The organism is Gammaproteobacteria bacterium (assembly GCA_024235095.1).
Taxonomy (GTDB): domain Bacteria; phylum Pseudomonadota; class Gammaproteobacteria; order Competibacterales; family Competibacteraceae; genus UBA2383.
This window is the reverse complement of record JACKNC010000002.1, coordinates 270,716-296,060: the sequence shown is the minus strand read 5'-3', so window position 1 is coordinate 296,060 and position 25,345 is coordinate 270,716. Positions and strand designations below refer to the sequence as shown.

Here is a 25,345-nt window from a genome sequence, read left to right as displayed (position 1 = left end):
CCTTTTCGCTGACTTACAGAGAGTTTTACGATGCCTATCAGTCATGATGCCCATACCGTCAAGCAGTTCGACGTGCAGCTCGCCAACCTGCGCAACCTGGTGCTGGAAATGGGCGGGCTGGTCGAGGATCAAATTCACAATGCGATCAATGCATTGAATAATGAGGATGTCTCAGCGGCCCGCGAAGTAATCGCCCGCGACCAGATTATCAACGGCATGCAGGTTAAAACCGATGAAGACAGCGTGAGTCTGGTCGCCCTGCGTCAACCCTTGGGCAGCGACCTGCGACTGATCATGTCGCTCTCCAAAATTGTCACCGATCTCGAGCGCATCGGGGATGAAGCCGAGAAAATCGCCCGGATGACCGTCAAGACCTACGATGTCGTCAGTAGCCCGCCCAGCGCCAAGCTGTTGCGTGATGTGACGCCCATGGCGAAGCAGGCCATCGACATGTTGCACGGCTGTCTCGACGCCCTGGCGCGACTGGATGTAGAAAAGGCCGTTGAAGTTGCTAGGGGCGATGACGAACTGGATCAGGAGTTTCAATCGGCGCTGCGGCGACTGATCACTTACATGATGGAAGATCCGCGCACCATCGGTCATGCTATTAACGTCCTTTTCATCATCAAGGCATTGGAGCGGATCGGCGATCACGCCAAAAATATCGCGGAATATCTGATCTATCTGGTCAAGGGTAAGGATGTGCGGCATATCCGAGTGGAAGACTTGGCCCAGGATGCGCTGGAGGAAGAGTGAGCCGCGAGCCGATGAAAAAATTAACCACGCCCTACTATTTGATTGACGAAAGCAAACTTGAAAAAAATCTGAAAATCATTCAACAGATCCGTGAGGCTTCCGGCGCGAAATCGGTGCTGGCCCTGAAGTGTTTTTCCACATGGTGCGTGTTTGGTCTGATGCGGCGCTATCTGGATGGAACCACCAGCAGTTCGCTGTATGAGGCGCGACTGGGATACGAGGAATTTGGTAAAGAAGTTCATGCTTATAGCGTGGCTTTTTCCAAAAGCGATGTTGAAGAAGTCAGGCAATACGCCGACAAAATTATCTTTAATTCAATCTCCCAGTTGATGGCGTATCGCGGTGATGTCCCTGGCGTGAAACTGGGGTTGAGAGTCAATCCCGGCATCAGCTATTCGCATTTCGATCTTGCCGACCCGGCGAGAAAATATTCCAGACTCGGCGTTTCCGATAAGCGTGAAGTGATGAAGGCAGCGCCGTTGTTAAGCGGAGTAATGTTTCATTTCAACTGTGAAAATGACGACTTCGAGAACATTTCCACAGCTATCGACCGAATCGGCCAGGACTATGGATCGTTACTGGAAAAGATGGAGTGGGTCAGCTTGGGCGGCGGTCTGTACTTCACCAAAGCAGGCTACCCTGTCGACCGGTTCTGCGAAAAACTCAAAAATTTCAGCGAAAAATTCGGCGTTCAGGTTTACCTCGAACCTGGGGAAGCAGCGATCACCGAGTGTGCGGAACTGGTCACTACCGTGCTGGATGTCCTCCAGAACGAAATGGATATTGCGATTGTCGACGCATCCGTTGAAGCCCATACGCTCGACCATTTGGTCTATCGCACCACCGCGAAAATCGCTTTTCCCGAACCAGGAGCCTACCGGGTTATGATCGCTGGGCGAACCTGTTTGGCCGGCGATGTCTTTGGCGAATATCACCTGAAGGCGCCATTGAACATCGGTGATGAAGTCTGCATCGCCGACGCGGCTGGATATACGATGGTCAAAAAGAACTGGTTTAATGGTGTTCCCATGCCTGCTATTGTCGTCCAGCGCCTGGACGGAACCACGGAAGTCGTCCGCACCTTCGGGTACCCGGATTTCAAACACAACCTTTCCTGAGCCAGGAAAAATGTCCATGAAGAAGAATGTGCTGATTATTGGAGCAGGCGGCGTCGCCCATGTAGCCGCGCACAAGGCCGCAATGAATAACAATCTGTTGGGCGATATCTGTCTTGCTTCACGAACGCTGGCCAAATGCGATGGCATTATCGAAAGCGTCAAACGGAAAGGGCATATCCAGAATCCCGCAAACAAATTGTATTCACGGCAAATTGATGCGCTCGACATTCCCGCAACCGTGAAATTGATTGAGGAAACCGGTTCCCAAATCGTCATTAACCTGGGCAACGCATTCCTGAATATGTCGATCCTGGAAGCCTGTCTGGCAACTGGCGCTGCATATATCGACACTGCGATTCACGAGGAGCCAGACAAGGTTTGTGAGAATCCCCCCTGGTACGCCAACTATGAATGGAAGCGCAAGGATCGCTGCACTGAAAAGGGCTTGACGGCGATTCTCGGCGCAGGATTTGATCCGGGCGTGGTCAACGCCTATTGCGCATTAGCGGTCAAGCGTTACTTCGACAAGATCGATACCATCGACATCCTCGATGTCAATGCGGGTAGTCACGGAAAATACTTCGCCACGAATTTTGATCCAGAGATTAACTTCCGCGAGTTCATCAAGGTCTGGACCTGGATTGACCGGCAATGGAAAGAGTACCCTACGCATTCCGTCAAGCGCATCTATGATTTCCCGGTCGTTGGCCCCTGCCCGATTTACCTGAACGGCCACGATGAATTGCATTCGTTATCGAAAAATATCGACGCTAACAGCATTCGCTTCTGGATGGGCTTCGGCGATCACTACATTAATGTCTTCACCGTGCTGCGCACCCTGGGTTTTCTCTCCCATTTGCCGGTGACTCTGACTACGGGTCAGGAAGTGGTGCCGCTGAAAGTAGTCAAGGCCCTCCTCCCCGATCCACAGACCCTGGCTGCTGGCTATACCGGCAAGACCTGCATCGGAAACTTTGTCAAGGGCTGGAAAGACGGTAAAGCGCGGGAAGTGTTTATTTATCAGGTTTCCGATCACAAGCAATGCTTTGAAGAAGTCGAATCGCAAGGCATCAGCTACACTGCTGGCGTGCCCCCGGTGGCTGCCGCCATGCTGGTTGCCCAAGGTGTCTGGGATGCAAACACGATGGTCAATGTCGAGGAGCTTGATCCAGAGCCGTTCATTGCCATTCTGGACAAGATTGGCCTGCCGACGGATATCAAGGAAATCAAGCCGGGCGGCAAGGAGTCGTTCGATGGCGCGGTCAGGTCGTTGGAAGAAGAGTTAGCGGAATCGACAGCAACCGTCACGGTTTCCGCAGCCAACCCGATGATCGCGGTAAGGCCCCAACCGCCTGTCGAACCCAAGAAATCAAAGGATAAGGATAAGGATAAGGATAAGGATAAGGATAAGTCGGGGAAATCGGATAAAAAGAAGAAGTAACCCCTCTACGGAATAACCATGAAAGGCTGTCCGGTTGTTCGAGACTGGACGGCCTTTTCTATCGTTCTGAATCCCTCTGTTTTCCAAGCTGGGAGAATAGCATGTATCGTGGTTACTACTCGCCTGTTGAATGGAAAAAAATCGTCGATTTTTCTGCAACCAAAGAGACGCCTTTCCTTGTCGTGCTCCTTGACCGGGTTGCGCGGAAATTTCAGGAGTTTCGGCGGGATTTCCCCTCAGCAAAAATTTATTACGCCGTTAAAGCCAGCCCCGGCGAGGAAATTCTAACTCTGCTGAGAGACTTGGGGTCCTATTTCGATATTGCTTCGATCTACGAACTAGACCGCGTCCTCCAGCTTGGCGTATCGCCTGACCGCGTCAGTTTCGGCAACACCATCAAAAAGGCCAAGCATATCCGCGCAGCCTACGACAAAGGCGTGAGACTCTTTGCCACCGACAGCGAGGCGGATGTCCGCATCCTGGCCAGGGAAGCGCCCGGTTCGCGTCTGTTTTTTCGCCTGCTGATGGACGCGGTGACTTCCGACTCCGACTGGCCCCTGTCGCGGAAATTTGGTTGTCAGCCGCGCATGTTAATGGAACTTGTCTCCCTGGCTGCTGATTTGGGACTGGACCCCTATGGCGTTTCCTTTCATGTGGGTTCACAACAACGGGAAATTCCCGCGTGGGATGCGGCGATCGCCCAGGTGCGCCACCTGTTTGAATGGGTAGAAAAAGAGCGGATTCCGCTGAGGGCCATCAATATGGGTGGTGGCTTCCCGGCAGATTACCTGATAAAGAGCAATCCGCTTTCGGTTTACGCCGAAGAGATCAATCGTTATCTGAATTTGCATTTCGGCGACGCCATCCCGGAAATCTATCTGGAGCCAGGCCGCGGACTGACCGGTGAAGCGGGTATCCTGGTCAGCGAGGTCGTGCTGATTTCCAAAAAATCCAAAACCGACCTGAAGCGCTGGGTCTACACAGATGTCGGCATTTTCAATGGTCTGATGGAAACGATTGATGAATCCATCAAGTATCCAGCCTATACGGAAAAAGGCGGCGAAACCGGGGATGTCATCCTGGCGGGACCCACCTGCGACAGCCTGGACATCATTTATGAACATTTTAAATACCAACTGCCGCTCTCCCTGGAAATTGGCGACCGGATTTACTGGCTGTCCACCGGCGCGTATACTGCTTCCTATAGCTCCATCGAATTTAACGGTTTCCCACCGCTGAAAACTTATTACTTGTAAGACCAGCCCACCCTTTTCATGCAGAGCGGCGAACATATTGTCATCAATGGACGAGATTACCGACTGGATAATGTGCTCTCGACTGGAGCCGGGAGCTACGGTCAAGTGTGGGCGGCGACTGACGCCGTTGGATATCCTGTTGCCCTCAAGCTGATCAATACCCTGGCCATGGAGCAGGCTGATCCCAGTCTGCAAGGTCATTGGCGCGCTCACCTGGAACGCGAAATCGCCTTTCTGTCCCGGCTGAGCAGTGAACAATCCCGCCATATCGTTACGCTGCTCGATCATGGCCAGCTCGATGGACAACCGGTGCTGGTGATGGAGCAATTGTCCGCCAATCTTGGCCAATGGCTGGCGCAAAAACGCCAGGACAGCGCTCCGCCGCTGGCATTGGAGCGCATTCTCGACTGGGCCGGGCAAATCCTGAGCGGTTTGGAAGTCATTCATGACGCCGGTTTTGTGTACCGCGATCTGAAATTCAGCAACATTCTGGTTGATCAGGATGGCGCGTTGCTCAAGCTGGCGGATTTTGGTTCGCTTAAACGCCACGATGGCGACAGTACCCGTTCCTTCATCGGTACGCCCGCCACTATGGCCCCGGAGCAGGCGCTACCGGCCTCGACCAGCGCGGAAGGTTATGAATACGCGGTCGGTCCGCGCGCTGACTATTACGCGCTGGGACTGCTACTGTTCACGCTTCTCACCGATCAACCCGCCACCGCCGCCCAGCGGCGCCTGGGTCAATTGTTGGCGCAACACGGTCAGGAAGGCGCGGCTCAGCGCTGCGAAGAACTCGGGGAATTGAATGATCAGGAACGCAAACTGTTACAACGCTCCATCGAGTTCTGGACGATTCCAGTCTCGACCCAACCAGGGGGTGGGACGGCGACCCTGCTCGCCGATCTGATCACACGGTTACTGGCCCGGAACCCGGATGACCGGCCTGAAAACGCCACGGAGATTCGCGCCGTGCTGGACGCGGTGCGCGCCAGTCAGCTGATTGCCTGTAACCACGAGCCAAAACCGGTTCTTGCAGCCGATGAACCCAACTGGGATATTTCGCCGCTGACCCTGCCACCGAATCCGCGTTCGCGCCGCCTGACAGCGGTAAACCGCTCGGGTTATTCACGCCCAACCAAAAAAACCTTGGTCGGCATTCTGGCCCTGGCGGGCGCTTTGGCCTGGGCCATCGCTCTTCGTCCATTCGATAGCCCCCCGCTCCCGGTAACGCCTGAACCCGTCGTCGCCATCGCCACCCAGGAAACTTCGGAACCCTCCAAGCCGGTTGTCGAAGACTTGTCCGTAGAGAATACTCCGCCCTCTGCGGCTGAATCCCGTCCTGTCCTTGTAACCGACGAAGAAACCCTGGAAGCCCCGGAACCGCCGGAAGTCGATATGGAAACTCTGTCTGATGCAGAAAACCTTGACTCGTCGCCCCCCCGCGCGGAAGAGCAGGTGCAACAGGAGCAGGTGGTTATTGCTAAACCGCAAGCGAAGCCTGCCGCGCCTGCCGAACCGGAGCCATCGGTCATGCATCGTTCGTCGCCGACTACGGCTAAAGTCGCAGCGCCTAAGCCGCGTCAGGAGCGCATCGCCAAGCCCGCGGCGCGCACCGATCAGGCCGTTAAAACGATTCCGTCATCTTCTCCGCCCGCAAGCCGGCCCGCGCCTGTTGCTACACCCCGTACGCCGGTCGCTACACCGGCTGCGCCCGTTGCGCGTGTCGAACCACGCTCGAAACGGGCAGCACCGCCAGCATTGCCGCCGATTGAACTGAAATCCCGTTCGCGGTCCACGCCGCCTACGTTGCCGCCTATTGAACTGACCGCCCGTTCACAGCCAGCGCGCCCCACTCTACCGCCGATTGAGCTGACATCTCGCCAGCAATCCACGTCGTCCACGTTGCCGCCCATTCAGCTTGTCAGTCGCACCGATCCTAAATCAACAACGGCGTCTGTCCAGCGCTCGCGATCCACCCCCGCACCAACCCCTGTCGCCAGTACGGCGCGTTCCCAGCCAAAGCCCGTTCGACATGCTGCCACATCGAGAAAACCGGCGCGTCGAACAGCTAATCCAATTACGCAATTTCAAAAAGACGCCGCACGCGCTGCAACACAAATCCGCCGCGGTATGGAAGAATTCACCAAACAGGTCAGCCGGACCAGCGCATCGGTAGGCGTAGAGATCGAGCGTGGGCTAAAAGATGTCGAGCAGGCCCTGACCTATAACAACAACAATAACGCGGCGCGAGTCGAGCGACGTGATCGTCCATCCCCCCAATATGTCAACCCCCCGCCGCGCCGACCCCGATAACCGGTAATGAGAAAAACCGGCCTGACCCCTGACCTCTGAAAGTCTCTACCGACACGCTTCGCGAATCGCCTGCAAGCTAGCCGCTGCACCCGAGGCCAGTTTGTAATCGATAAAACGGGTCACATTCGTATCAGTGGGATTGATCTCTACCGTGGGAATGCCCATCTGGCTGGCTTGCGCCACGGGTCCAGCGATGTAGGGAAATACGCTGGTGGTGCCGATGCTGAATACTAGATCAAACCCCTGATCCAACTCCCGGTAAAGATGCTGGATGGCGTGAGAAGGTAGCGCCTCGCCAAACAGCACCACCCGTGGCCGCACCAGGGCCTTGCACTGTGGGCAGGATGGCGGCATCTCCAGTCCGCTATAGTCAGGTACGGTGACCGTATAATCACAACGGGTGCAGAGCAGATCGTGAATATCGCCATGCATCTCGATCAAATTTCGGCTGCCCGCATCCCGATGGAACCCATCGATATTCTGGGTCAGCACGCAAACATCGAAATGATCCTGCCATTCGGCGATAATGGCGTGAGCGTCATTGAAGCGGGCGCCCCGGCAGGAATTTTCAATCTGATGTAGATATTTCCAGGTGATCGCCGGATTGGCCTCCAGCATCCCTCCGGACAGAGCGGTTTCAATCGAAAAATTTTCCTCAGTGGCCTTATCGTTATACAGCCCACCGATCCCGCGATAGGTCGGCAGGCCGGAATCCGCGGAAATGCCCGCGCCGGTAATGAACAGCAAACGGCGGGCGCGGCGCATTTCATCGGCGATGGAGGTAACAACGGCAGGATCGGGTTCTTTCATCATGAGCGTGGTCTCATAGCAGAACGTGGAAAGAATGAAGGCGCTGAATCAGACTGCCAACAGACGGTAAAGCGCCTCGAATTCACGGCTCAGCTTGTGTTTGGAATCAAGATGAATCATCGGCAGCGCCTGAGCGTGCGATTCGCGGATCTTGATCGAAGCGGACAGAAAAGCGTCCAGCACCGGCAATCCTTCGGCGCGAAGTTCTTCGACCATCCGCACCGGCAACCGGGCGCGAGCCTGATAGTGGTTGACAATAATGCCTTCCACCCGCAGATCGCGGTTATGATCGGCCTGGATTTCCCGAACGCTGTCCATCAGCGTGTACAGGGCACGGCGCGAAAAATCATCGCAGTCAAAGGGGATCAGGCAGGTATCGGCGGCAATCAGTGCTGAACGGGTGAAGAAATTCAATGCTGGCGGGGTATCGATGAAAATATCGTCAACCTCTTTGAGCGTGTCCAGGGCCTCGCGCAGTTTGTACATCTTGTAGCGCGATTCCAGCTTGACCTGGAGTTCCTCCAGCCGAGGATCGGACGGCAACACGCCAAGATTGTCGAACCGGGTTGGCACTATATAGGCGTTCGGCTTGTCGCCAAAGACCTTATAGGCCAGGATATCGTCGAAAAAATGGGCCAGCGTTTTTTTCTGTTCTTCCAGGGATGGACCTAGCAGATAGCGGGAGGCATTAGCCTGCGGGTCCAGATCCACCAGCAGGGTCCGGCGACCCTGCGCGGCGCTGATCGCAGCCAGATTGCAGGCAATAGTGGATTTACCCACTCCCCCTTTTTGATTAAAGACAACTCGGCGCATGGCGGTTTCCACGGTTTTGTTGGGGTTTCGTCAAGTGTAGTGCAAGTTATCGAACAGCGTCGAGATGGGCCGTCCAACCATGTGCTCATGCGGAGTGCTTGCGTCAGCGTCAAACCCGACCAAATTGATGTAGAATAATTTTCATTTACGACCTTATCCGGTGATGGCATGGCTTCATTTACTTCTCCCGGCGATGGGACCGAAATCATTGTCGCGGCCGCCAAGTCGCGATTGCGGTTCCAGTTCGAAGCGATTGAATTGCGAGTAATCGCTGGATCAGACGCCGGACTGGAAATCAGTTTGGGTTTGCCCAACGTGCGAATCGGCACGGCGCCGGACAACGACGTGGTGCTCACCGACCGCGCGGTTTCGCGCCGGCATGCTGAAATTCTCATGACGCCAAATGGCTTGTTGCTGCGCGACCTGGGATCGACCAATGGCACCTTCATCAACGGCGTACAGATTACTGAAGCCTATATTCCGCTTGATGCGGAATGCCGGCTTGGCTATTCGCAGCTGTTGGTCCGCCAGCATACCGAGGAACGCAAGGTCGCGGTGCCGCACCAGGATCATCTGGGCGAACTGGTGGGATCGAGCGAACGAATGCGGGAACTCTATGGCCTGATTCGAGCGGTAGCGCCCACGCCAACCACTGTCCATCTGAACGGTGAATCCGGTTCGGGCAAAGAGTTGGTGGCGCGCACGCTGCACACTTTTTCTGGCCGATCTGGCCCCTTTGTCGTGTTCGACGCTTCAGTGACCGATCCCGAAATGGTGCGCAACGACCTGTTTGGCCACATCAAGGGCGCGTTTACCGGCGCGACTGGTTCCCGCGAAGGGGCGTTCCGCCAGGCCCACACCGGCACCTTGTTCATTGACGAAATTGGCGAATTGCCGCTGGACTTGCAACCCCGATTACTGCGGGTGTTGGAAAGCCGCGAGGTCACGCCGATCGGCTCGGACAAATCGACTCGGGTCGATGTCCGGGTCATTACCGCTACCCATCGCGATCTGGCGGCGATGGTCCGGGCGGGCGCCTTCCGCACCGACCTGTTTTACCGCCTGTCGGTGGTGCCCATCGACCTGCCGGCGCTGCGCGAGATTCGTGAGGATATCCCCCCGATTGCCCAGCATCTTTGCCAGCAATTGCAATTAAACAGCCGGTTTTCGGAAGGGGCCATGGCGGCGTTGCAAAGCTATCCCTGGCCGGGCAATGTGCGGGAATTGCGCAATGTGCTGGAGCGGGCGGCGGTCATGTGTGGCGACCGGGAAATTCGCGCCGAGGATTTGCGACTGCCCAAGGTGGCGCTGGCGCCGGCCATAATGCCGGTTCCGGTAACCTCCGCGCTGCCCCCGGTCTCGCCACCGCCCAGCCCGATTGAGCCGACCTCGATCCCTAAAACCGGAGCGGACGCGCGCGCGCATCTCAAGGACATGGAGCGGCAAATGATCGTCGAGGCGATGGAGCGGAATCGCAACAACAAGGCGGCTGTCGCTCGCGAGTTGGGTATCCCGCTCTCCACCTTGAAGCGCCGCCTCAAGGAATACCGGATTGGCGAGGACGAGTAGAGGCTGGATCAGCGTTCATTCCCTCCCTGCAAGCGCCCAGTGAACATGCTCTCGCACTAGGTCTGACGGATGCGCCAGCCGCGCCCGCAAGGCGGCGATAACCTCGGGCGAATGTGGCGCATTACCCAGCGCCACAGCGATATTGCGTAGCCAGCGTTCATGACCGATCCGGCGCAGGGCGCTGCCCTCGGTGTAATGCAAGAATTCCGTTTCGCTCCAGCGGAATAACTCGATCAAACTCGGCGCATCCAGACCATGCCGGGCGCGAAAATCCGGCTCTACCGTGGGTCGGGCAAAGCGATTCCAGGGGCAAACCAGTTGGCAGTCATCGCAGCCATAAATCCGGTTACCCATGGCCCGGCGGAACTCCAATGGAATCGGCCCATGCAATTCAATTGTGTGATAGGAAATACAGCGCCGGGCATCGATCTGATAGGGCGCAACGATGGCGTGGGTCGGACAAATGTCCAGACAGGCCGTACAGCGCCCGCAATGTGCACTCGCCGGTTCATCCACAGGCAGGGGTAAATCGACATAAATTTCGCCGAGGAAAAACCAGGAACCCGCTTGCCGGTCCAGCAGGTTGCTGTGCTTGCCAATCCACCCTAGCCCGGCTTTTGCCGCCAGCGCTTTTTCCAGCACCGGCGCGCTGTCCACGAACACCCGATAGCCAAACGGCCCGATAGCGGCGGCGATGCGTTCCGCCAGGCGTTGCAACCGGTTGCGCAGCACTTTGTGATAATCCCGCCCCAGAGCATAACGCGAGACATAGCCCAAATCCGGTCGATGCAACACGCTCCACGGCTCAACCGTCTCCGGTGGTTGATAATCCATGCGCGCTGTAATTACCCGGATTGTGCCGGGAACCAATTCCGCCGGGCGGCTGCGCCTGACGCCATGCCGAGCCATGTAACCCATCTCGCCGTGGAAACCCGCCGCCAACCAGTCGAGCAACCACTGCTCATGTTCGCCGAGATGAATATCCGTGACGCCGACTTTCTGAAAGCCCAACGCCTGTCCCCAGGTCTTGATGAGAACGGCGAATTCAGCAAACTCAAGATGTAACCGTTCAGTCCCCCCCTTTGGCAAAGGGGGGTTAGGGGGGATTTTGGCCCCATCGCCCGTGCGCAATCCCCCCCGGCCCCCCTTTTTCAAAGGGGGGAGGTGAACGCTTACCTCAAGATTAGATTCAGTATTCACCTGCTACCAGCACAACAGGCTCGACGGCGCAAAAAGGGTTCATGGCGGTTGTCAAAACAGGTCTACAATAGATATTGGATCTATCTATTATGCCTCATTATTGCCGCCGCCCAGGAGGTTGCTCATGCGCGAACTGCCTTTTGAACTGTACCGCGCCGCCCAGGTGCGGGAGCTGGACCGTATCGCTATCGAGGAACGTGGTATTCCTGGTTATACCCTGATGAGCCGGGCCGGCGAAGCGGCTTTCGATCTGCTGCGCCAGCGCTGGCCAAACGCGCGGCGCATCGCGGTCATCTGCGGCGGCGGCAATAATGGCGGCGATGGTTATGTGGTCGCGCGGTTAGCCCGCCAAGCCGGGTTGCAGGCGCGCGTATTGACGCTGGCCGATCCCGCCGGACTTCGTGGCGACGCTCAAACGGCCTGGCGGGATGCGCTTGCCGCTGAAACGCCGATCACCCCTTTCAGTACAGCGAGCCTGGACGATTCCGAACTGCTGGTCGACGCGATCCTGGGCACTGGCCTGGAGCGCGAGGTGAGCGGCGTCTGGCGGGACGCCATCGAAACCCTGAACGCTTATCCCGCCGATATCCTAGCTCTCGATATTCCTTCGGGCCTCCAGGCCGACACCGGCGCCATCCTTGGCGCAGCCATTCGCGCGGCGGCGACCATCACCTTCATTGGCCTAAAGCTGGGCCTTTTCACCGGCCAGGGACCCGCCTGTTGCGGCAAGATTCATTTCGCCGATCTGAGTGCGCCGCCGGATATTTATCCCCCCCTGCATCCGGCTTGTCGGCGCTATGCCGGCGAGGACTTGCCGGGCCTGCTGCCCCCGCGTCAACGCAGCGCCCACAAGGGCTATTTCGGCCATGTTCTGGTCATCGGCGGCGATCATGGCATGGCCGGCGCAGCGCGACTAACCGGGGAAGCCGCCGCCCGGTGCGGTGCGGGACTGACCAGCATCGCCACGCGCGCTGCTCATGCTGGTCTGCAAGCAGCGGTTCGCCCTGAACTGATGTTCCGGGGCGTGGAAACGCCGGGGGAACTGGAGCCGCTGCTGAACCGGGCTACAGTCATCGCCATCGGTCCCGGTCTGGGACGCGACGACTGGGGTCGGACCCTGCTCGATGCGGCTCTGGCCAGCGATAAACCGCTAGTCATCGATGCGGATGGGTTGAATTTTCTGGCGACCGAACCGCTGTTTCGGGAAAACTGGATTTTGACGCCGCATCCTGGAGAGGCGGCGCGGCTGTTGAAGATGACGCCGACGCAAGTCGAAGCCGATCGACTCACTGCCGTCGAGGACCTGGCCCTGCGCTATGGTGGCATAGTGGTACTCAAAGGCGCCGGTTCGCTGATCGCCAGCCGCGAGCAAGGGGGTGTCGCGCTGTGCGCTACGGGGAATCCGGGCATGGCCAGCGGCGGCATGGGCGATGTGCTGACCGGGGTGATCGCCGCGTTGCTGGCGCAGGGTCTTCCGCCGTTTGCCGCTGCTAAAGCGGGTGTTTACCTGCATGGTCTAGCGGGCGATCAAGCCGCGCAAGTCGGTGGCGAACGGGGTTTGCTGGCGACTGATTTGTTGCCTTTCCTGCGCCAGGGGGTCAATCCCTGAGCCATGCTGACCTTTGCTCTTGATTCGGCAACTGCCACTGAGGCCCTGGGCGCATGCTTGGCGGTGGCGCTGGCGCCGGGTTGCATCCTTTATTTAAGCGGCGATCTGGGTGCAGGCAAAACCACGCTGGTTCGCGGTTTGGTGCATGCGCTAGGGCATCAGGGCGCAGTCAAAAGCCCGACGTTCACACTCGTGGAGCCGTATTCAGTTGGATTATGGCGGCTGTTTCACTGGGATTTATACCGCTTGGCCGATCCCGAGGAATTGGAGTTTCTGGGATTCCGCGATCAGCTCGACGGTCAGGCAGTGCTACTGATCGAGTGGCCGGAACATGGCTATGGAGAGTTGCCAGCAGCCGATCTGGAGATCGCGCTGAGTTACGCGGGCGAGGGCCGTATCTGTCAAGCAGTTGCGCTCTCAACGGCGGGTCAACGAATGTTGGCCAATCTGGCGCCATAGGTTCCCCCCTTTAGCAAAGGGGGGTGAGGGGGGATTTGAACGCCGTGAATCGAAGCCGCTCGTCAAAATCCCCCCCAACCCCCCTTTTTTAAAGGGAGGAGATGAACGCATACCTAACGATTATTAAAGCCCCTGATAGGATTAGAAGCGGTTGCCGCTTCAGGTCGTGGCGCAGGCGTCGGTGCGGTATGGATTTCTGGGATACAGCGACTGACCGATGTAGCCGATAAGGATTGGTCAGGCGCACGCGGCAGACTCTGATACCGCTTGACGATCAAACTGCTGCGCTCGTCATACTCGACCAGATCGCAATGCTCGGCCAGTCGTGAGGCTAAATCGAGATAGCGGATCGGCAAGGCCGTCAAATTGCCGCTGACATCGATTTCGGGCGCATTGAGTTCGACTACGCCATCGTTGCCCGCCACTTTTGAGGAGGCATTCAAAATATCCGCCGTATTCGCTGCGTCATGCAGAAACACATTGGCATTGACAAGGATATTGCCCCCTCGGCCCTGTTTCGCCTGGGCCGTGATTTTGCTGCCATTCAGGGCCACGATGTTGACGCTGTTGAGAGTGACATTGCCGCCATCGCTGCGGTCATTACCCTGAACCGATGAGGTAATTTGGCTGTTGTTTAACAGTTTAATGTGGTCGACCTGGAGGGTGATGACGCCACCGCTGGTTTGTTCCGCCTCGCCGGTGATCTGGCCAAAATGGTCCAGGGTCAATTGCGGGGCCACTACCTGGATCGCGCCTGCATTGCCCGTGGCCTCTGACAAAGCGCTGGCATAGATACCGGAAACAAAACCGCCCTCCGCGCTGACCCCCGTGATGATCACCGCCTCGCGGGCGTTGACTCGCAGATCGCCGCCCTGGCCTGCGCTCAGTTGCGTGGTCGTGGCGATCTGTCCCCCACTGGTTAACGCCAGTGTGCCGGTCTCTACGACGATTGCGCCGGCCTCCTGGGGACCCGAAGTACTGGTCGAGACGTAGCCGCCGCTCTGCACGAGCACGGTTTCGGCCTGCAACGTGATATCGCCGCCCGCCCCCAGGCCCAGCGCCGTACTTTGAATAGCCCCGCCCTGCTGGATGACCAGAACCGGCGTCGTCACGCGAATCGAACCGGCATCGCCTTTGGAGTGATCCAGGGCATCCGCCGACAGGGCGGACGGTTCGCCTCGACTATTGGCGCCACTGATCACCACTGCATCACGAGCGTTCACAGTCAAATCACCGCCGCCGCCATCTTGCAGGTTATCAAACCAGGCGGCTGTCGAGATAAAAGCGCCCTCATCCAAGCGCAGCGTCCCTACATCCAGCGTAATATCGCCGGCCTGACCTGTGTGGAGGGTCGCGGCTGTCAATCGGGCATCTCCTGTCAGGCGCATTTCACCGCCAAGTGCCACGTCCATGCCGCCGCCGCTCTGGGAGCCATAGGTATCGGCAAACACCCAGCCATTCTGATTCAACCATTGCCCGCCTCGGATAAAGATCGCCCCGCCGCCTGCGCCGCTGACATCGAGATCGCCCAGTTCCACGAGACCAAACGACGCGCCGAGATCGACGGTCGGGCGCGGTGTCGCCGTGTGCGTCAGGGTGAACGTACCCCGCTGGTCGAACCCGCGCAGTTCCAACCCCTGGGCTGTGGGTACAATTTCGCCCGCTGAACCGACCGTAGCCAGGTTCAACCGTCCGGCGGACGCGTACAGCGTACCGTTAGTGACGGTCAGATCGCCGCCTAGCAGCGACAGCGTCTGACCGTCTGGGACTTGCAAGCGGCTGCCCTGCACCGTGATCGGTCCCGGCGTGGGGTCGAGAAAGCCGAAGGCTTCGACCGGCGCAACGGTCAACACGCTGTGGTCGGGATGCACGGCGTCAAACCGTCCGTTGTCACCGAGGCGCAGATAGCCTGCTGTGCTGGCGTGGAATGCGCCGAAGACTTCCAACCGGGCGTTCTCGCCGAACAGGATGCCCGCTGGATTGAGCAGGTACAGATTTGCGCCGGGAATGGTTGAGCGCACCACCCCATCGATATGCGAGACCTGTCCCCCCGTGACCCGGCCAATGATGTTGTTTACCGAAGCGGGGCCGCTGAAGGTTGCGCTTTCGCCCTGTTGGAGGGAAAAGGTCTGGAAGCTGTGGAACAAATTGCCGCCGACCTGCTGGCCGCGATCGGCGGTAATGGCGTAGTTCGGTCCGGCCAGCGGCTCAGCTCGGCCCAGCGTTCCATCCAGCGTCACTTGCGCCGCGATGTAGCTGGCATACAAGGTCAACGCCAGCCCTCCTACCGCTCTATAGCGGCCAATTGGCAATTTGCGGCGGGTATCGGGCATGGGTGGGATCTCCCGGTGGGTGTTTCTGCAAAGAAGAATTGTATCGAGAAAGGTAAAGTTCCTTCAAATTGTTTGATCCAGTGGCTATACAGAATAAGATGGCGGTAAGCGTTCATCTCCCCCCTTTGGCAAAGGGGGGCCGGGGGGGATTACGCACGGGCGACGGGGCCAAAATCCCCCCTCACCCCCCTTTGCCAAAGGGGGGGACTGAACAATTACTTGGGGGGATTGAATGTTTGGGTACGGTTGATGGGCTTTCAGTAGAGGAGGAATAAATCGCTATGCGTCGACTCATTACCTTTGACTGGGCGATCAAGCGCCTGTTGCGCAGCAAAGCCAATTTTGACGTGCTGGAAGGCTTTTTGAGCGAGTTATTGAAGGACGAGATTCAGATGGTGGAAGTGCTGGAAAGCGAAAGCAACAAAGCGGTATTGAAGGATAAATTCAATCGAGTTGATCTCAAGGTCAAGAACAGTCGCCAGCAAATTATTCTGATTGAAATTCAGTATGATCGGGAATATGACTATCTCCAGCGGATGTTTTATGGGGCTGCCAAAACGGTGACTGAGCATTTAGCCGAAGGTCAAGCCTACGGGGACATTGTCAAAGTGATTTCGGTCAATATCCTGTATTTTGATCTCGGTCAGGGCGAGGACTATGTCTATCACGGCGAAACGGTGTTTACCGGCATCCACAAGCAGGATCAGTTGCAGCTAAATGAGAAACAGAAAACCTTGTTTCAGCAGACCACGGTCAGCGCCCTGTACCCGGAATATTACCTGATCAAAATTAACAAGTTTGATGATGTCGCCCGCGACCCATTGGACGAATGGATTTACTTTCTCAAGCATGAAGAGATCAAGGCGCATTTCACCGCCAAGGGCTTACAAGCGGCGTGCGAGAAGCTGGACATTCTGAAACTGTCGGCGGAGGAACGCGCGGCGTATGAACGCTATGTGGACGACTTGCACTATCAGGCCAGCATGTTTCTCTCCTCCTATGGCGATGGCTTTAACGAGGGGCGCAAGGAAGGCCGGGAAGAGGGCCGGGAAGAGGGCCGGGAAGAAGGCCGGGAAGAAGGTCTTCAACAGGGCATCGAACAAGGCCGTCAGGCAGAAAAATTGGCCCTTGCGCGGAGTCTGATCGGTCTCCTTGGCATTGAGGTGATCGCGGAGAAAACCGGGCTGAACCAGGAAACGATCCGGCAATTATCGAGGGAATGAACTTCTCCGTACCGTCAATAAGCTATACCGTAATGGCATCTCAACACGGAGTCATCAACCTTGTGTTTCGAGCAAAACCCATTCAGTCAGGAACGCTCCCCCCTTTGCAAAAGGGGGGGCCGGGGGGGATTACGCACGGGCGACGGGACCAAAATCCCCCCTCACCCCCCTTTGCCAAAGGGGGGGACTGAACAGTTACTTGGGGGGATTGAATGTTTGGGTACGGTTGATGGGCTTTCAGTAAAGGAGGAATAAATCGCTATGCGTCGACTCATTACCTTTGACTGGGCGATCAAGCGCCTGTTGCGCAGCAAAGCCAATTTTGACGTGCTGGAAGGCTTTTTGAGCGAGTTATTGAAGGACGAAATGCAGATTGTGGAGGTGCTGGAAAGCGAAAGCAACAAAGCGGTATTGAAGGATAAATTCAATCGAGTTGATCTCAAGGTCAAGAACAGTCGCCAGCAAATTATTCTGATTGAAATTCAGTATGATCGGGAATATGACTATCTCCAGCGGATGTTTTATGGGGCGGCTAAGACGGTGACCGAGCATTTAGCCGAAGGTCAAGCCTACGGGGACATTGTCAAAGTGATTTCGGTCAATATTCTGTACTTTGATCTCGGTCAGGGCGAAGACTATGTCTATCACGGCGAAACGGTGTTTACCGGCATCCACAAGCGGGATCAATTGCAACTGAACGAGAAACAGAAAACCTTGTTTCAGCAGACCACGGTCAGCGCCCTGTACCCGGAATATTACCTGATCAAAATTAACAAGTTTGATGATGTCGCCCGCGACCCATTGGACGAATGGATTTACTTTCTCAAACATGAAGAAATCAAGGCGCATTTCACCGCCAAAGGCTTACAGGCGGCGTGCGAGAAGCTGGACATTCTGAAACTGTCGGCGGAGGAACGCGCGGCCTATGAACGCTATGTGGACGACTTGCACTATCAGGCCAGCATGTTTCTCTCCTCCTATGGCGATGGCTTTAACGAAGGGCGCAAGGAAGGCCGGGAAGAAGGCCGGGAAGAAGGTCTTCAACAGGGCATCGAACAAGGCCGTCAGGCAGAAAAATTAGCCCTTGCGCGGAGTCTGATCGGTCTCCTTGGCATTGAGGTGATTGCGGAGAAAACCGGGCTGAACCAGGAAACGATCCGGCAATTATCAAAGGATTGACTATAACAATCGATCACCTACTGTAATAAACTATACTGAATAGTATCTCAGTACGGAGTCATCAACCTTATGTTTCGAGCAAAACCCATTCAGTCAGGAACGCTCCCCCCTTTGAAAAAGGGGGGCCGGGGGGGATTCCTCTGCGCCCTCTCGCTGTGCCTGTTCACGGGTACAGTGATGACTCCCACCCACGCCGCCGGTTTGAACGACACCGGCCAGACCACTTGTTACAACGACACCCAGGCGGTGACCCCAGAACCGAGCACCCATCCGCGCCAGGATTGCACCATCGGGCGAGATGCGGCAGCAGCAGCGGGCGTGTTGACCAAAGTAGGCGGGGGCCGCGCAGGCTTTGATTACACCAAAATTGCGAATGACGGACGGGAATTGCCAGCGGATGCAGCACTGGGTTCCGGCCCCGCTGACTGGGCCTGCACCCGCGATAATGTGACCGGGTTGCTTTGGGAAGTGAAAACCGATGACGGCGGTTTGCGGGACAAGGATTGGACGTATACCTGGTACGACGATATTCATACGAATAACAACGGCGGTGTTCCGGGAGACTTGGGTGCTGACACCTGCGGTGGCACTTTGCCCAACAGCCAATGCAATACCCAGGCGTATGTGGCGGCGGTGAATGCGGCGGGGCTGTGTGGCTTTAACGACTGGCGCCTGCCGACGAGACAAGAGCTAAACGAGTTGGTGGATTACGAAGTTCCAGAACCTGGCCCGGCCATCGATGTAACCTATTTCCGCACGGTAGGAACATATTGGTCCTCCTCGTCCGAAGCCGACAATCCGGACTTCGCGTGGGGCGTGAGCTTCTACAATGGCAGCGTGTACACCTACCTTAAGGCGAATAACTTCCATGTGCGTCTCGCGCGCGGTGGACAGTGATTTGGCTCTTTGGATGTCCCTACGATGAATAAACGCATTGAAATTGCTCTTGGACTGCTGATTTCGACTTTGCTGCCTGTCGTAGCCACCGGTACCTGTCTTTCCACCATCCAGGCGACGACGTCCGCCGAAGATTTCATTTTGGACGACATCAACGGCACGGCGACCCATGCCAAGACGGGCCTGACCTGGATGCGGTGTAGCTTAGGCCAAACTTGGGAGAGCGCTGCGCGAACCTGTAGCAGTTCACCGCTAGCGTACACATGGGGAGAAGCCCTGCATCTCGCGCAAGGTTATGCCTTTGCCGGATACAACGACTGGCGAATGCCGAATGTCAAGGAATTACAAACAATCGTTGAAATGCAATGCTCCTTCCCTTCTATTAATGAAACCGTTTTCCCACAAACGCGCTCTTCTCTGTATTGGTCCTCCTCGTCCGAAGCCAACAATCCGGGCGATGCGTGGGGCGTGAGCTTCATCTCTGGCCACGTGGTCGCCTACTCTAAGGCGAACGGCTACCCTGTCCGTCTCGTCCGCGGCGGGTCATCCTTTGGCGACTATAGCGGGGACGCGGTCTATCAAACGTTCACCATTAGCACCACCGGAACCGGCGCGGGCGCGATCGCCAGTACCCCGGCGGGCATTGACTGTGGCGCGCTCTGCTCTGCGCCCTTCCCGGTCGGGGCCAGCGTCACCCTCACCGCCACCCCGGCCAGTGGTTCGACCTTCACCGGCTGGAGCGGAGCCTGTACGGGTACAGGAACCTGCGCTGTCACGATGGATCAAGATCGCAGCGTCACCGCTACGTTCAGCGCCGCTTTCACCGTCACCGCCCTGGCCGATCCCAACGGAACGATCAGCCCCGCCACCCGAAGCGTGAATCCCGGCGCAACGACCACCTTCACCGTCACCCCGAACACGGGCTATAGCGCCCGCGTGGCCGGATGCGGCGGCACACTCGCTGGAACCACCTACACCACCGGTGCGATCAACGCCGCCTGTACCGTCGTCGCCGAATTCACGCCGCTCCCCACGGCCACAATCCCAACGCCAACCCTGGACGCCTTACCCTCGGCGCTGGTGAACGTCCCCTATGGCGCAGTGGTGACCGCCGCAGGCGGACGCTTCCCCTACACCTTCAGCGCCACCGGCCTGCCCGCCGGTCTGACGCTCACCGCCACCGGCGCGCTGACGGGAACGCCTACCGCCAGCGGCGACTTTACCCCCACGATCATCGTCACCGACGCCCAGGGCCAAACCGGCGCACGGGTTTATCCGCTGACTGTGGCCGCCGCTACAGCCCTGACGCTGGTCAACCCGGCTCTCCTGGATGGCGTGGTCAACGCCCCCTACCAGCAAACGTTGACGGCTTTGGGCGGACGCTTCCCCTACACCTTCAGCGCCACCGGCCTCCCCGCCGGTCTTACCCTGAGTGCGGACGGTCTCTTGACCGGTACCCCGGCCCAGGCGGGCGATACCGCCGTTGAGATCACCGTGCAAGACCCCGCTGGACACACCGCGACCGCATCGACAGTGTTCACCGTGCGCCCAGCGGCCTTCACTCGTCCCGACGCCGGGCAAACCGGCGAAACCCTGAGCGTGGCTTTGACCACCCCCAGCGGTGCAACCTGCACCCTGGACGATCAAAACACCCGCACCTTCAATGTCGGCGACCTCGGCGCGCCAGCGACAAACCCGCCCGGCGTCACTCTCACCGATGGCCTATTGCAACTGATAGTGAAGGGCTGCACTGCTGGCGGCGTCACCTTGAACGTCACCCTCGCCTACCCGAACGCCCTGCCGCCCGGCGCGCAATACTGGAAATACGGCCCCACCTTCGACGATGCGACGAACCATTGGTACGTTCTGCCCGGCGCGCATCTCGCTGGTAACATCGCCACCTTCACCCTGATCGACGGCGGTCTCGGCGACGCCGACCTCATCGCCAACGCTCAAATTACCGACCCTAGCGGTCCTGCGATTCCCTTCAACACCATTGACGGCGCGGTGCCCACCATCCTGCCCATCGGCGAACCCTATCGCGTCGATTTCCAGGCCCGCTGTAATGCAGGTGTCTGCCCCGCCGATTCGGTTTATCACTGGAGTCTGGCTGCGGGCGCGCTCCCGGATGGGTTGACGCTGACCGGTGCGGGCGCGACCGCCACTCTGAGCGGGACGCCCACCCGCGTGGGGCGCTACCCGTTCACCGTGCAAGTCCTGGCGCGCGGGGATCAACCCACCACCACGCAACAACGCTATACGGTGGCCATCATTGACCCGGCGGCCACCCGGCTGATCACTCATTACTACGTCTCGATCCTCGAACGGGAGCCGGAAGCCGAGGGACTGGCGTATTGGCAGGGCTTGATTGCTGAACTTCAGGAACGGGGTCAGGATGCTAAACCAGTGTTCCGAAACATGGCCAATTTCTTTTTCAACAGTGAGGAATACCTGGGCCGCAACACCACCGACCGGCAATTCATCACCAATCTCTACCTGACCTTCTTCCAGCGCGAACCGGATGCGGAGGGTTATGCGTTCTGGCTGGAGCAGTTGGCGAACGGCATGATTCGCAATACGGCGATGGCCGGTTTCCTATACTCGCCTGAATTCACCACGTTCATGGAAGAAGTGGGGTTTTGAAACAAGTAGGCAGGGCTGTTAAATTCATCAGCCCTGCAATAATTTTCAATACATGTTAATCACCCCCGCTATCGTCGCTCTACAACTCATTGCCCTGAGTGCGACCGGCGCTGTTCTGCTGGCCAGCGGTTTTGCCTGGAAAATTCTGCGTTACTGGAACATCGCCAGCGGCAGCGAATTGCAGATTTGGCTGGAGCGGCGAACCTACCTGATTTCCACTTTGCTCGGGTTTGCGCTGGGCGCGGAATTGCTATCTTTGCTGCTGTTTGTCCACACGGCGGAAAGCCTGTCCAGTCAGTTCGTCGGGGCCATGTGCGCAACCGGCGTATTGAACGTCAACTCGTTCGGGTTCCCTACACTGCTGCTGAAAATCAGTATATTTCTTTTGGCGACGTTCTGGCTGGCGCTGGATCGGGTGGATAATCGGGGCTATGACTATCCATTGGTTCGGGTAAAGTACGGGTTGCTGTTGGCCATCGCACCGTTGATCATCGTGGAAGGCGTACTGCAAACCCGCTATTTTCTGGGCTTGGAACCGGAAGTGATCACCTCCTGTTGTGGTTCGCTGTTCAGCGCTAACTCTCGGGGCGTTGCCGCAGAACTGGCGGGCTGGCCCGCGCGACCGGCGTTGGCGATCTTCTATGGAATGGCAGGATTATTGTTGGCCGTGGGTCTGGCATTTCGGCGCTGGCCGTGGCTTGGGCCATTGTTCGCCGTTAGCAGCATCCTAGGCTTTGGCGTCGCCATCGCTGCTATTGTTGCTTTCCTGTCACTTTATATCTATGAAAATCCTAATCATCATTGCCCGTTTTGTCTGCTGAAAGCAGGCTATGATTATGTCGGCTACGCGCTGTATTTACCGCTGTTCATCGCCACGGCTGCGGGGATCAGCGCTGGACTCATCGCCCCGTTTCGCCATCTGATCAGCCTGCGCGAGACGATTCCCGGCGAAGTGCGGCGCTTGACCTGGCTGGCGCTGGGGGGATTCGGACTGTTTTACGGACTGGCGACCGGATTGATCGGGCGATCCAATCTCATTTTGCTTTGACGACCTCATGCATTCATTGCGCCTTGGCTTCTACTTGGTGTTGGTGACGCTGCTTGCAGCCTGTGAAGCAGAGTTGCCCGGCATTAAAACCAATGCTCCGGCTCCCGCCTTTACCCTGGAGCGCCTGGACGGGTCTGCCCTTCATTTTCCCGAACAGTACCGGGGACAGGTGATCGCTCTACGCTTCTGGGCGGACTGGTGTCCCTACTGCTACGGCGAAATGAAGGCGCTGGAGCCAGTCTATCGCCGTCACCACCCTGAAGGTCTGGTCATTCTGGCCGTCAATGTCATGCAGCTGCCGGAAACCGTGCAGCGTTTTGTTGACGAACTGGGGTTGTCCTACGAAATCGCGCTGGATCGTCAGGGCGAGGTGATGCGTCGCTATCAGGTCATGGGCCTGCCGGTTACGTTTATTATCGACCGGCAAGGCATCGTTCGGAGCCGGATCATCGGCGAATCCACGCCGGAAGTTTTTGAGCAGGCTATTGCCAGTTTGTTATGAGTATTCTCAAATCCTACTGCTCGTTTTTACCTTACAATTGCAGTCCTTTCCATAACTCCAATGGAAACATTCACCTCCCCCCTTTGAAAAAGGGGGGTCGGGGGGATTTCACACGGGTGCTGAGGCCAGAATCTCCCCTAGCCCCCCTTTGCCAAAGGAGGGAGCTAAACGGTTACACTCCAATTAAGGTCATCATATTATGAGCGATCCTGCCCAGGCTGAACGTCGCCAAGCTCTCCGTTTTCTTGCCACGGCTGGCGCAGCCGCTGGCCTCGCAACTCTGAGTTCCCCGGTCACCGCTGCGTCTTGTGGACACGATGGGACTCCTTTGCAGTTTACGCCAAAAACCCAGCCCGACCCTCAGCCATTGGATAATGAATTCGCCAAATACCCGAAATGTCCCTATTGCGGCATGGATCGTCGGCAATACCACTACAGCCGCCATCTGGTGCATTACCAGGACGATTTAGTGGACGCGACCTGTTCTCTGCACTGCGCCGCGCTCAGTCTGGGGCTGAATCTGGACCGGGGGCCGAAAGCCATTTACGCCGCTGACTTTGGGGCGACCATTGAACCGAAGCCATTGGTCGATGTGGATGCAGCCACTTATTTGATCGGTTCAAAATTGCCGGGCGTGATGACCCGGCAGAGCAAGGTCGCCTTCGCCGCCCGGTCCGCCGCTGAAGCGGTGCAGATCGAGCAAGGCGGTGAACTAGGCGATTTCGACGCCGCACTGCAAGCAGCTTATCAAAGCATGGCCCAGGACACTGCGATGATCCGCAAAAAACGGGCGGAACGGCGTCAACGGGCTAGCGGAAAACCATGAACCGCCATGCTTCGCTCCCCTCACCCCCACCCTCCTGCTCCACCTGGAGGAAGGGAGTCCTGGCCAAGAGAGGATGGGGATGGGTAGCAACCCTCTTGTTGACGCTGCACCTGCTTTTCCCGGCCTGGGGGGAAGGCTTGCAACTGCCCGATCCTGGCCCAAAGGACACTTGTCCGGTGTGCGGCATGTTTGTCGCGCTCTATCCGGACTGGGTCGCCACCGTACTTTATAAAGATGGTCACGCTCACCATTTTGATGGCGCTAAGGATCTGTTCAAGTATCTGCTCGATTTGCCGAAATATGCGCCCAATCATCGCCTGACGGACATTGCTGTTATTAGCGTCACTGAGTACTATGATGTGACGCGCATCGACGCGCACACTGCCTGGTACGTGATCGGTTCCGATACGCTGGGGCCGATGGGCCATGAACTCGTGCCGTTGGCGACCCAGGCTGAGGCGGAGGAATTTCGTAAAGACCATCAGGGACGCCGAATCGTCCGGTTTGATGAGGTCACGTTGGAATTGCTGGAAAACCTGGATCGGGGGAAGTTTCAATGACCGTCTATTTCATCGGCGCCGGTCCCGGCGATCCTGAGTTAATCACTGTCAAGGGTCAGCGATTGATCCGTGAATGTCCGGTGGTGCTCTATGCCGGTTCCCTGGTGCCCAAGGAAGTCGTGTTAGCGGCGAATCCGGATGCCAGGATCATCAACACCGCTGACCTAAATCTGGATGACATCACCTATCACATCTACAGTGCGCACTTGCAAGGATTGAACGTGGCGCGGGTGCACACCGGCGACCCGGCCCTGTACGGGGCAATTGGTGAGCAAATCCGGGAATTGGAAAAGCGTGATATTCCTTACGAGGTCATACCGGGCGTCACCGCCGCCTTTGCCGGAGCGGCCATGCTGCGCCGGGAATTGACGCTGCCAGGCGTTAGCCAGACGATTATTCTTACCCGTCACGCCGGCAAGACGCCAATGCCGAAAGGGGAGAGTCTGCCGGAATTGGCGCAACACCGGGCGACGATGGCGATTTACCTCAGCGTGGACAAGTTGGCGGACATTGTTGCGGAACTGACTCCGCACTATGGCGCGGATTGTCCGGTTGCCGTGCTGTACCGGATATCCTGGCCGGATCAGGATGGGGTGGTCGGAACCTTGACCGATATTGTTGAGAAGGTGGCGATTAAGGGATTTACCCGCACCGCGCTGATTCTGGTGGGATGGGTGATTGAACCCAAGAGCTTTATGGATTCCTATCTCTACAGTACGGAGCACGCGGAATGGTATCGGCAGCATGATTAGCGGCCTTTCGAGCGTGAACAACTAGATTGCGCACAACA

21 protein-coding genes are annotated in these 25,345 nt (G+C 57.4%); 17 read left to right on the top strand and 4 right to left on the bottom strand.

Annotated elements, in window-relative coordinates; all coding sequences use genetic code 11:
• The first annotated feature begins 30 nt into the window (after window positions 1–30).
• From phoU to H6973_14415, 5 genes are all read left to right on the top strand, one after another.
• Window positions 31–756 carry a phosphate signaling complex protein PhoU gene (gene phoU, locus H6973_14435; protein ID MCP5126785.1) on the top strand — a complete coding sequence of 242 codons (726 nt, stop codon included), beginning with the start codon at window positions 31–33 and terminating at the stop codon, window positions 754–756.
• 11 nt (window positions 757–767) lie between these two features.
• On the top strand, window positions 768–1,874 hold the full coding sequence (gene nspC, locus H6973_14430) for a carboxynorspermidine decarboxylase (protein ID MCP5126784.1): 1,107 nt from the start codon (window positions 768–770) through the stop codon (window positions 1,872–1,874).
• Window positions 1,875–1,890: 16 nt separating this feature from the next.
• Complete coding sequence (locus H6973_14425; protein ID MCP5126783.1) at window positions 1,891–3,315, top strand: saccharopine dehydrogenase family protein; 1,425 nt, start codon at window positions 1,891–1,893, stop codon at window positions 3,313–3,315.
• 101 nt (window positions 3,316–3,416) lie between these two features.
• The gene (locus tag H6973_14420; GenBank protein MCP5126782.1) at window positions 3,417–4,571 is read left to right on the top strand and encodes a type III PLP-dependent enzyme; all 1,155 of its coding nucleotides are present in this window, start codon (window positions 3,417–3,419) and stop codon (window positions 4,569–4,571) included.
• Between the two features lie 18 nt (window positions 4,572–4,589).
• Window positions 4,590–6,884 (top strand): protein kinase, encoded by a 2,295-nt coding sequence (locus H6973_14415; GenBank protein ID MCP5126781.1) that lies wholly within the window; start codon window positions 4,590–4,592, stop codon window positions 6,882–6,884.
• 45 nt (window positions 6,885–6,929) lie between these two features.
• On the opposite strand, the gene H6973_14410 is transcribed toward H6973_14415, so the two are convergent.
• Window positions 6,930–7,697 (bottom strand): NAD-dependent protein deacylase, encoded by a 768-nt coding sequence (locus H6973_14410; GenBank protein ID MCP5126780.1) that lies wholly within the window; start codon window positions 7,695–7,697, stop codon window positions 6,930–6,932.
• A gap of 45 nt (window positions 7,698–7,742) precedes the next feature.
• Window positions 7,743–8,507 (bottom strand): ParA family protein, encoded by a 765-nt coding sequence (locus H6973_14405; protein MCP5126779.1) that lies wholly within the window; start codon window positions 8,505–8,507, stop codon window positions 7,743–7,745.
• A gap of 168 nt (window positions 8,508–8,675) precedes the next feature.
• On the opposite strand from H6973_14405, the gene H6973_14400 reads away from it, so the two are divergent.
• Complete coding sequence (locus tag H6973_14400) at window positions 8,676–10,076, top strand: sigma 54-dependent Fis family transcriptional regulator (protein MCP5126778.1); 1,401 nt, start codon at window positions 8,676–8,678, stop codon at window positions 10,074–10,076.
• 15 nt (window positions 10,077–10,091) lie between these two features.
• Here the strand turns inward: H6973_14400 and queG are convergent, their stop codons facing one another.
• Complete coding sequence (gene queG, locus H6973_14395) at window positions 10,092–11,165, bottom strand: tRNA epoxyqueuosine(34) reductase QueG (GenBank protein MCP5126777.1); 1,074 nt, start codon at window positions 11,163–11,165, stop codon at window positions 10,092–10,094.
• Between the two features lie 235 nt (window positions 11,166–11,400).
• Between queG and H6973_14390 the strand changes: the two genes are divergently transcribed.
• Window positions 11,401–12,885 (top strand): NAD(P)H-hydrate dehydratase, encoded by a 1,485-nt coding sequence (locus H6973_14390; protein ID MCP5126776.1) that lies wholly within the window; start codon window positions 11,401–11,403, stop codon window positions 12,883–12,885.
• A 3-nt stretch (window positions 12,886–12,888) separates the two neighbouring features.
• Window positions 12,889–13,344: a tRNA (adenosine(37)-N6)-threonylcarbamoyltransferase complex ATPase subunit type 1 TsaE gene (gene tsaE / locus H6973_14385; protein MCP5126775.1), complete on the top strand. Its 456-nt coding sequence runs from the start codon at window positions 12,889–12,891 to the stop codon at window positions 13,342–13,344.
• Window positions 13,345–13,457: 113 nt separating this feature from the next.
• Here tsaE and H6973_14380 read toward each other — a convergent pair whose 3' ends face one another.
• The gene (locus H6973_14380; protein ID MCP5126774.1) at window positions 13,458–15,677 is read right to left on the bottom strand and encodes a filamentous hemagglutinin N-terminal domain-containing protein; all 2,220 of its coding nucleotides are present in this window, start codon (window positions 15,675–15,677) and stop codon (window positions 13,458–13,460) included.
• 281 nt (window positions 15,678–15,958) lie between these two features.
• On the opposite strand from H6973_14380, the gene H6973_14375 reads away from it, so the two are divergent.
• The 9 genes from H6973_14375 to cobM all read left to right on the top strand — a co-directional run bounded on the left by H6973_14375 (window position 15,959) and on the right by cobM (window position 25,307).
• On the top strand, window positions 15,959–16,900 hold the full coding sequence (locus H6973_14375) for an Rpn family recombination-promoting nuclease/putative transposase (GenBank protein MCP5126773.1): 942 nt from the start codon (window positions 15,959–15,961) through the stop codon (window positions 16,898–16,900).
• Window positions 16,901–17,161: 261 nt separating this feature from the next.
• Window positions 17,162–18,079 (top strand): Rpn family recombination-promoting nuclease/putative transposase, encoded by a 918-nt coding sequence (locus H6973_14370; protein ID MCP5126772.1) that lies wholly within the window; start codon window positions 17,162–17,164, stop codon window positions 18,077–18,079.
• Window positions 18,080–18,148: 69 nt separating this feature from the next.
• On the top strand, window positions 18,149–18,976 hold the full coding sequence (locus tag H6973_14365) for a DUF1566 domain-containing protein (protein ID MCP5126771.1): 828 nt from the start codon (window positions 18,149–18,151) through the stop codon (window positions 18,974–18,976).
• A gap of 24 nt (window positions 18,977–19,000) precedes the next feature.
• On the top strand, window positions 19,001–21,619 hold the full coding sequence (locus H6973_14360; protein ID MCP5126770.1) for a DUF1566 domain-containing protein: 2,619 nt from the start codon (window positions 19,001–19,003) through the stop codon (window positions 21,617–21,619).
• A 52-nt stretch (window positions 21,620–21,671) separates the two neighbouring features.
• Window positions 21,672–22,667 (top strand): hypothetical protein, encoded by a 996-nt coding sequence (locus H6973_14355; protein ID MCP5126769.1) that lies wholly within the window; start codon window positions 21,672–21,674, stop codon window positions 22,665–22,667.
• Between the two features lie 7 nt (window positions 22,668–22,674).
• A complete protein-coding gene (locus H6973_14350) occupies window positions 22,675–23,169 on the top strand; it encodes a TlpA family protein disulfide reductase (GenBank protein MCP5126768.1) in 495 nt (164 codons plus the stop codon).
• Window positions 23,170–23,368: 199 nt separating this feature from the next.
• Window positions 23,369–23,995 (top strand): nitrous oxide reductase accessory protein NosL, encoded by a 627-nt coding sequence (locus H6973_14345; GenBank protein MCP5126767.1) that lies wholly within the window; start codon window positions 23,369–23,371, stop codon window positions 23,993–23,995.
• Entirely contained in the window at window positions 23,992–24,555 is a 564-nt protein-coding gene (locus H6973_14340) for a nitrous oxide reductase accessory protein NosL (protein ID MCP5126766.1), read from the top strand. Before H6973_14345 ends, H6973_14340 begins: the two co-directional genes overlap by 4 nt.
• Window positions 24,552–25,307 (top strand): precorrin-4 C(11)-methyltransferase, encoded by a 756-nt coding sequence (gene cobM / locus H6973_14335; protein ID MCP5126765.1) that lies wholly within the window; start codon window positions 24,552–24,554, stop codon window positions 25,305–25,307. Before H6973_14340 ends, cobM begins: the two co-directional genes overlap by 4 nt.
• The last annotated feature ends 38 nt before the right edge of the window (window positions 25,308–25,345 follow it).

Excerpts from the sequence above, each read along its gene's own strand:
- nspC (MCP5126784.1), top strand. The coding sequence starts at position 768 with ATGAAAAAATTAACCACGCCCTACTATTTGATTGACGAAAGCAAACTT.
- H6973_14365 (MCP5126771.1), top strand. The coding sequence starts at position 18,149 with ATGTTTCGAGCAAAACCCATTCAGTCAGGAACGCTCCCCCCTTTGAAA.
- H6973_14390 (MCP5126776.1), top strand. The coding sequence starts at position 11,401 with ATGCGCGAACTGCCTTTTGAACTGTACCGCGCCGCCCAGGTGCGGGAG.
- H6973_14415 (MCP5126781.1), top strand. The coding sequence starts at position 4,590 with ATGCAGAGCGGCGAACATATTGTCATCAATGGACGAGATTACCGACTG.
- H6973_14400 (MCP5126778.1), top strand. The coding sequence starts at position 8,676 with ATGGCTTCATTTACTTCTCCCGGCGATGGGACCGAAATCATTGTCGCG.
- H6973_14360 (MCP5126770.1), top strand. The coding sequence starts at position 19,001 with ATGAATAAACGCATTGAAATTGCTCTTGGACTGCTGATTTCGACTTTG.
- tsaE (MCP5126775.1), top strand. The coding sequence starts at position 12,889 with ATGCTGACCTTTGCTCTTGATTCGGCAACTGCCACTGAGGCCCTGGGC.
- H6973_14350 (MCP5126768.1), top strand. The coding sequence starts at position 22,675 with ATGCATTCATTGCGCCTTGGCTTCTACTTGGTGTTGGTGACGCTGCTT.
- H6973_14420 (MCP5126782.1), top strand. The coding sequence starts at position 3,417 with ATGTATCGTGGTTACTACTCGCCTGTTGAATGGAAAAAAATCGTCGAT.
- H6973_14405 (MCP5126779.1), bottom strand. The coding sequence starts at position 8,507 with ATGCGCCGAGTTGTCTTTAATCAAAAAGGGGGAGTGGGTAAATCCACT.
- H6973_14380 (MCP5126774.1), bottom strand. The coding sequence starts at position 15,677 with ATGCCCGATACCCGCCGCAAATTGCCAATTGGCCGCTATAGAGCGGTA.
- cobM (MCP5126765.1), top strand. The coding sequence starts at position 24,552 with ATGACCGTCTATTTCATCGGCGCCGGTCCCGGCGATCCTGAGTTAATC.
- phoU (MCP5126785.1), top strand. The coding sequence starts at position 31 with ATGCCTATCAGTCATGATGCCCATACCGTCAAGCAGTTCGACGTGCAG.
- H6973_14425 (MCP5126783.1), top strand. The coding sequence starts at position 1,891 with ATGAAGAAGAATGTGCTGATTATTGGAGCAGGCGGCGTCGCCCATGTA.
- H6973_14345 (MCP5126767.1), top strand. The coding sequence starts at position 23,369 with ATGAGCGATCCTGCCCAGGCTGAACGTCGCCAAGCTCTCCGTTTTCTT.
- H6973_14375 (MCP5126773.1), top strand. The coding sequence starts at position 15,959 with ATGCGTCGACTCATTACCTTTGACTGGGCGATCAAGCGCCTGTTGCGC.
- H6973_14370 (MCP5126772.1), top strand. The coding sequence starts at position 17,162 with ATGCGTCGACTCATTACCTTTGACTGGGCGATCAAGCGCCTGTTGCGC.
- H6973_14355 (MCP5126769.1), top strand. The coding sequence starts at position 21,672 with ATGTTAATCACCCCCGCTATCGTCGCTCTACAACTCATTGCCCTGAGT.
- H6973_14340 (MCP5126766.1), top strand. The coding sequence starts at position 23,992 with ATGAACCGCCATGCTTCGCTCCCCTCACCCCCACCCTCCTGCTCCACC.
- H6973_14410 (MCP5126780.1), bottom strand. The coding sequence starts at position 7,697 with ATGATGAAAGAACCCGATCCTGCCGTTGTTACCTCCATCGCCGATGAA.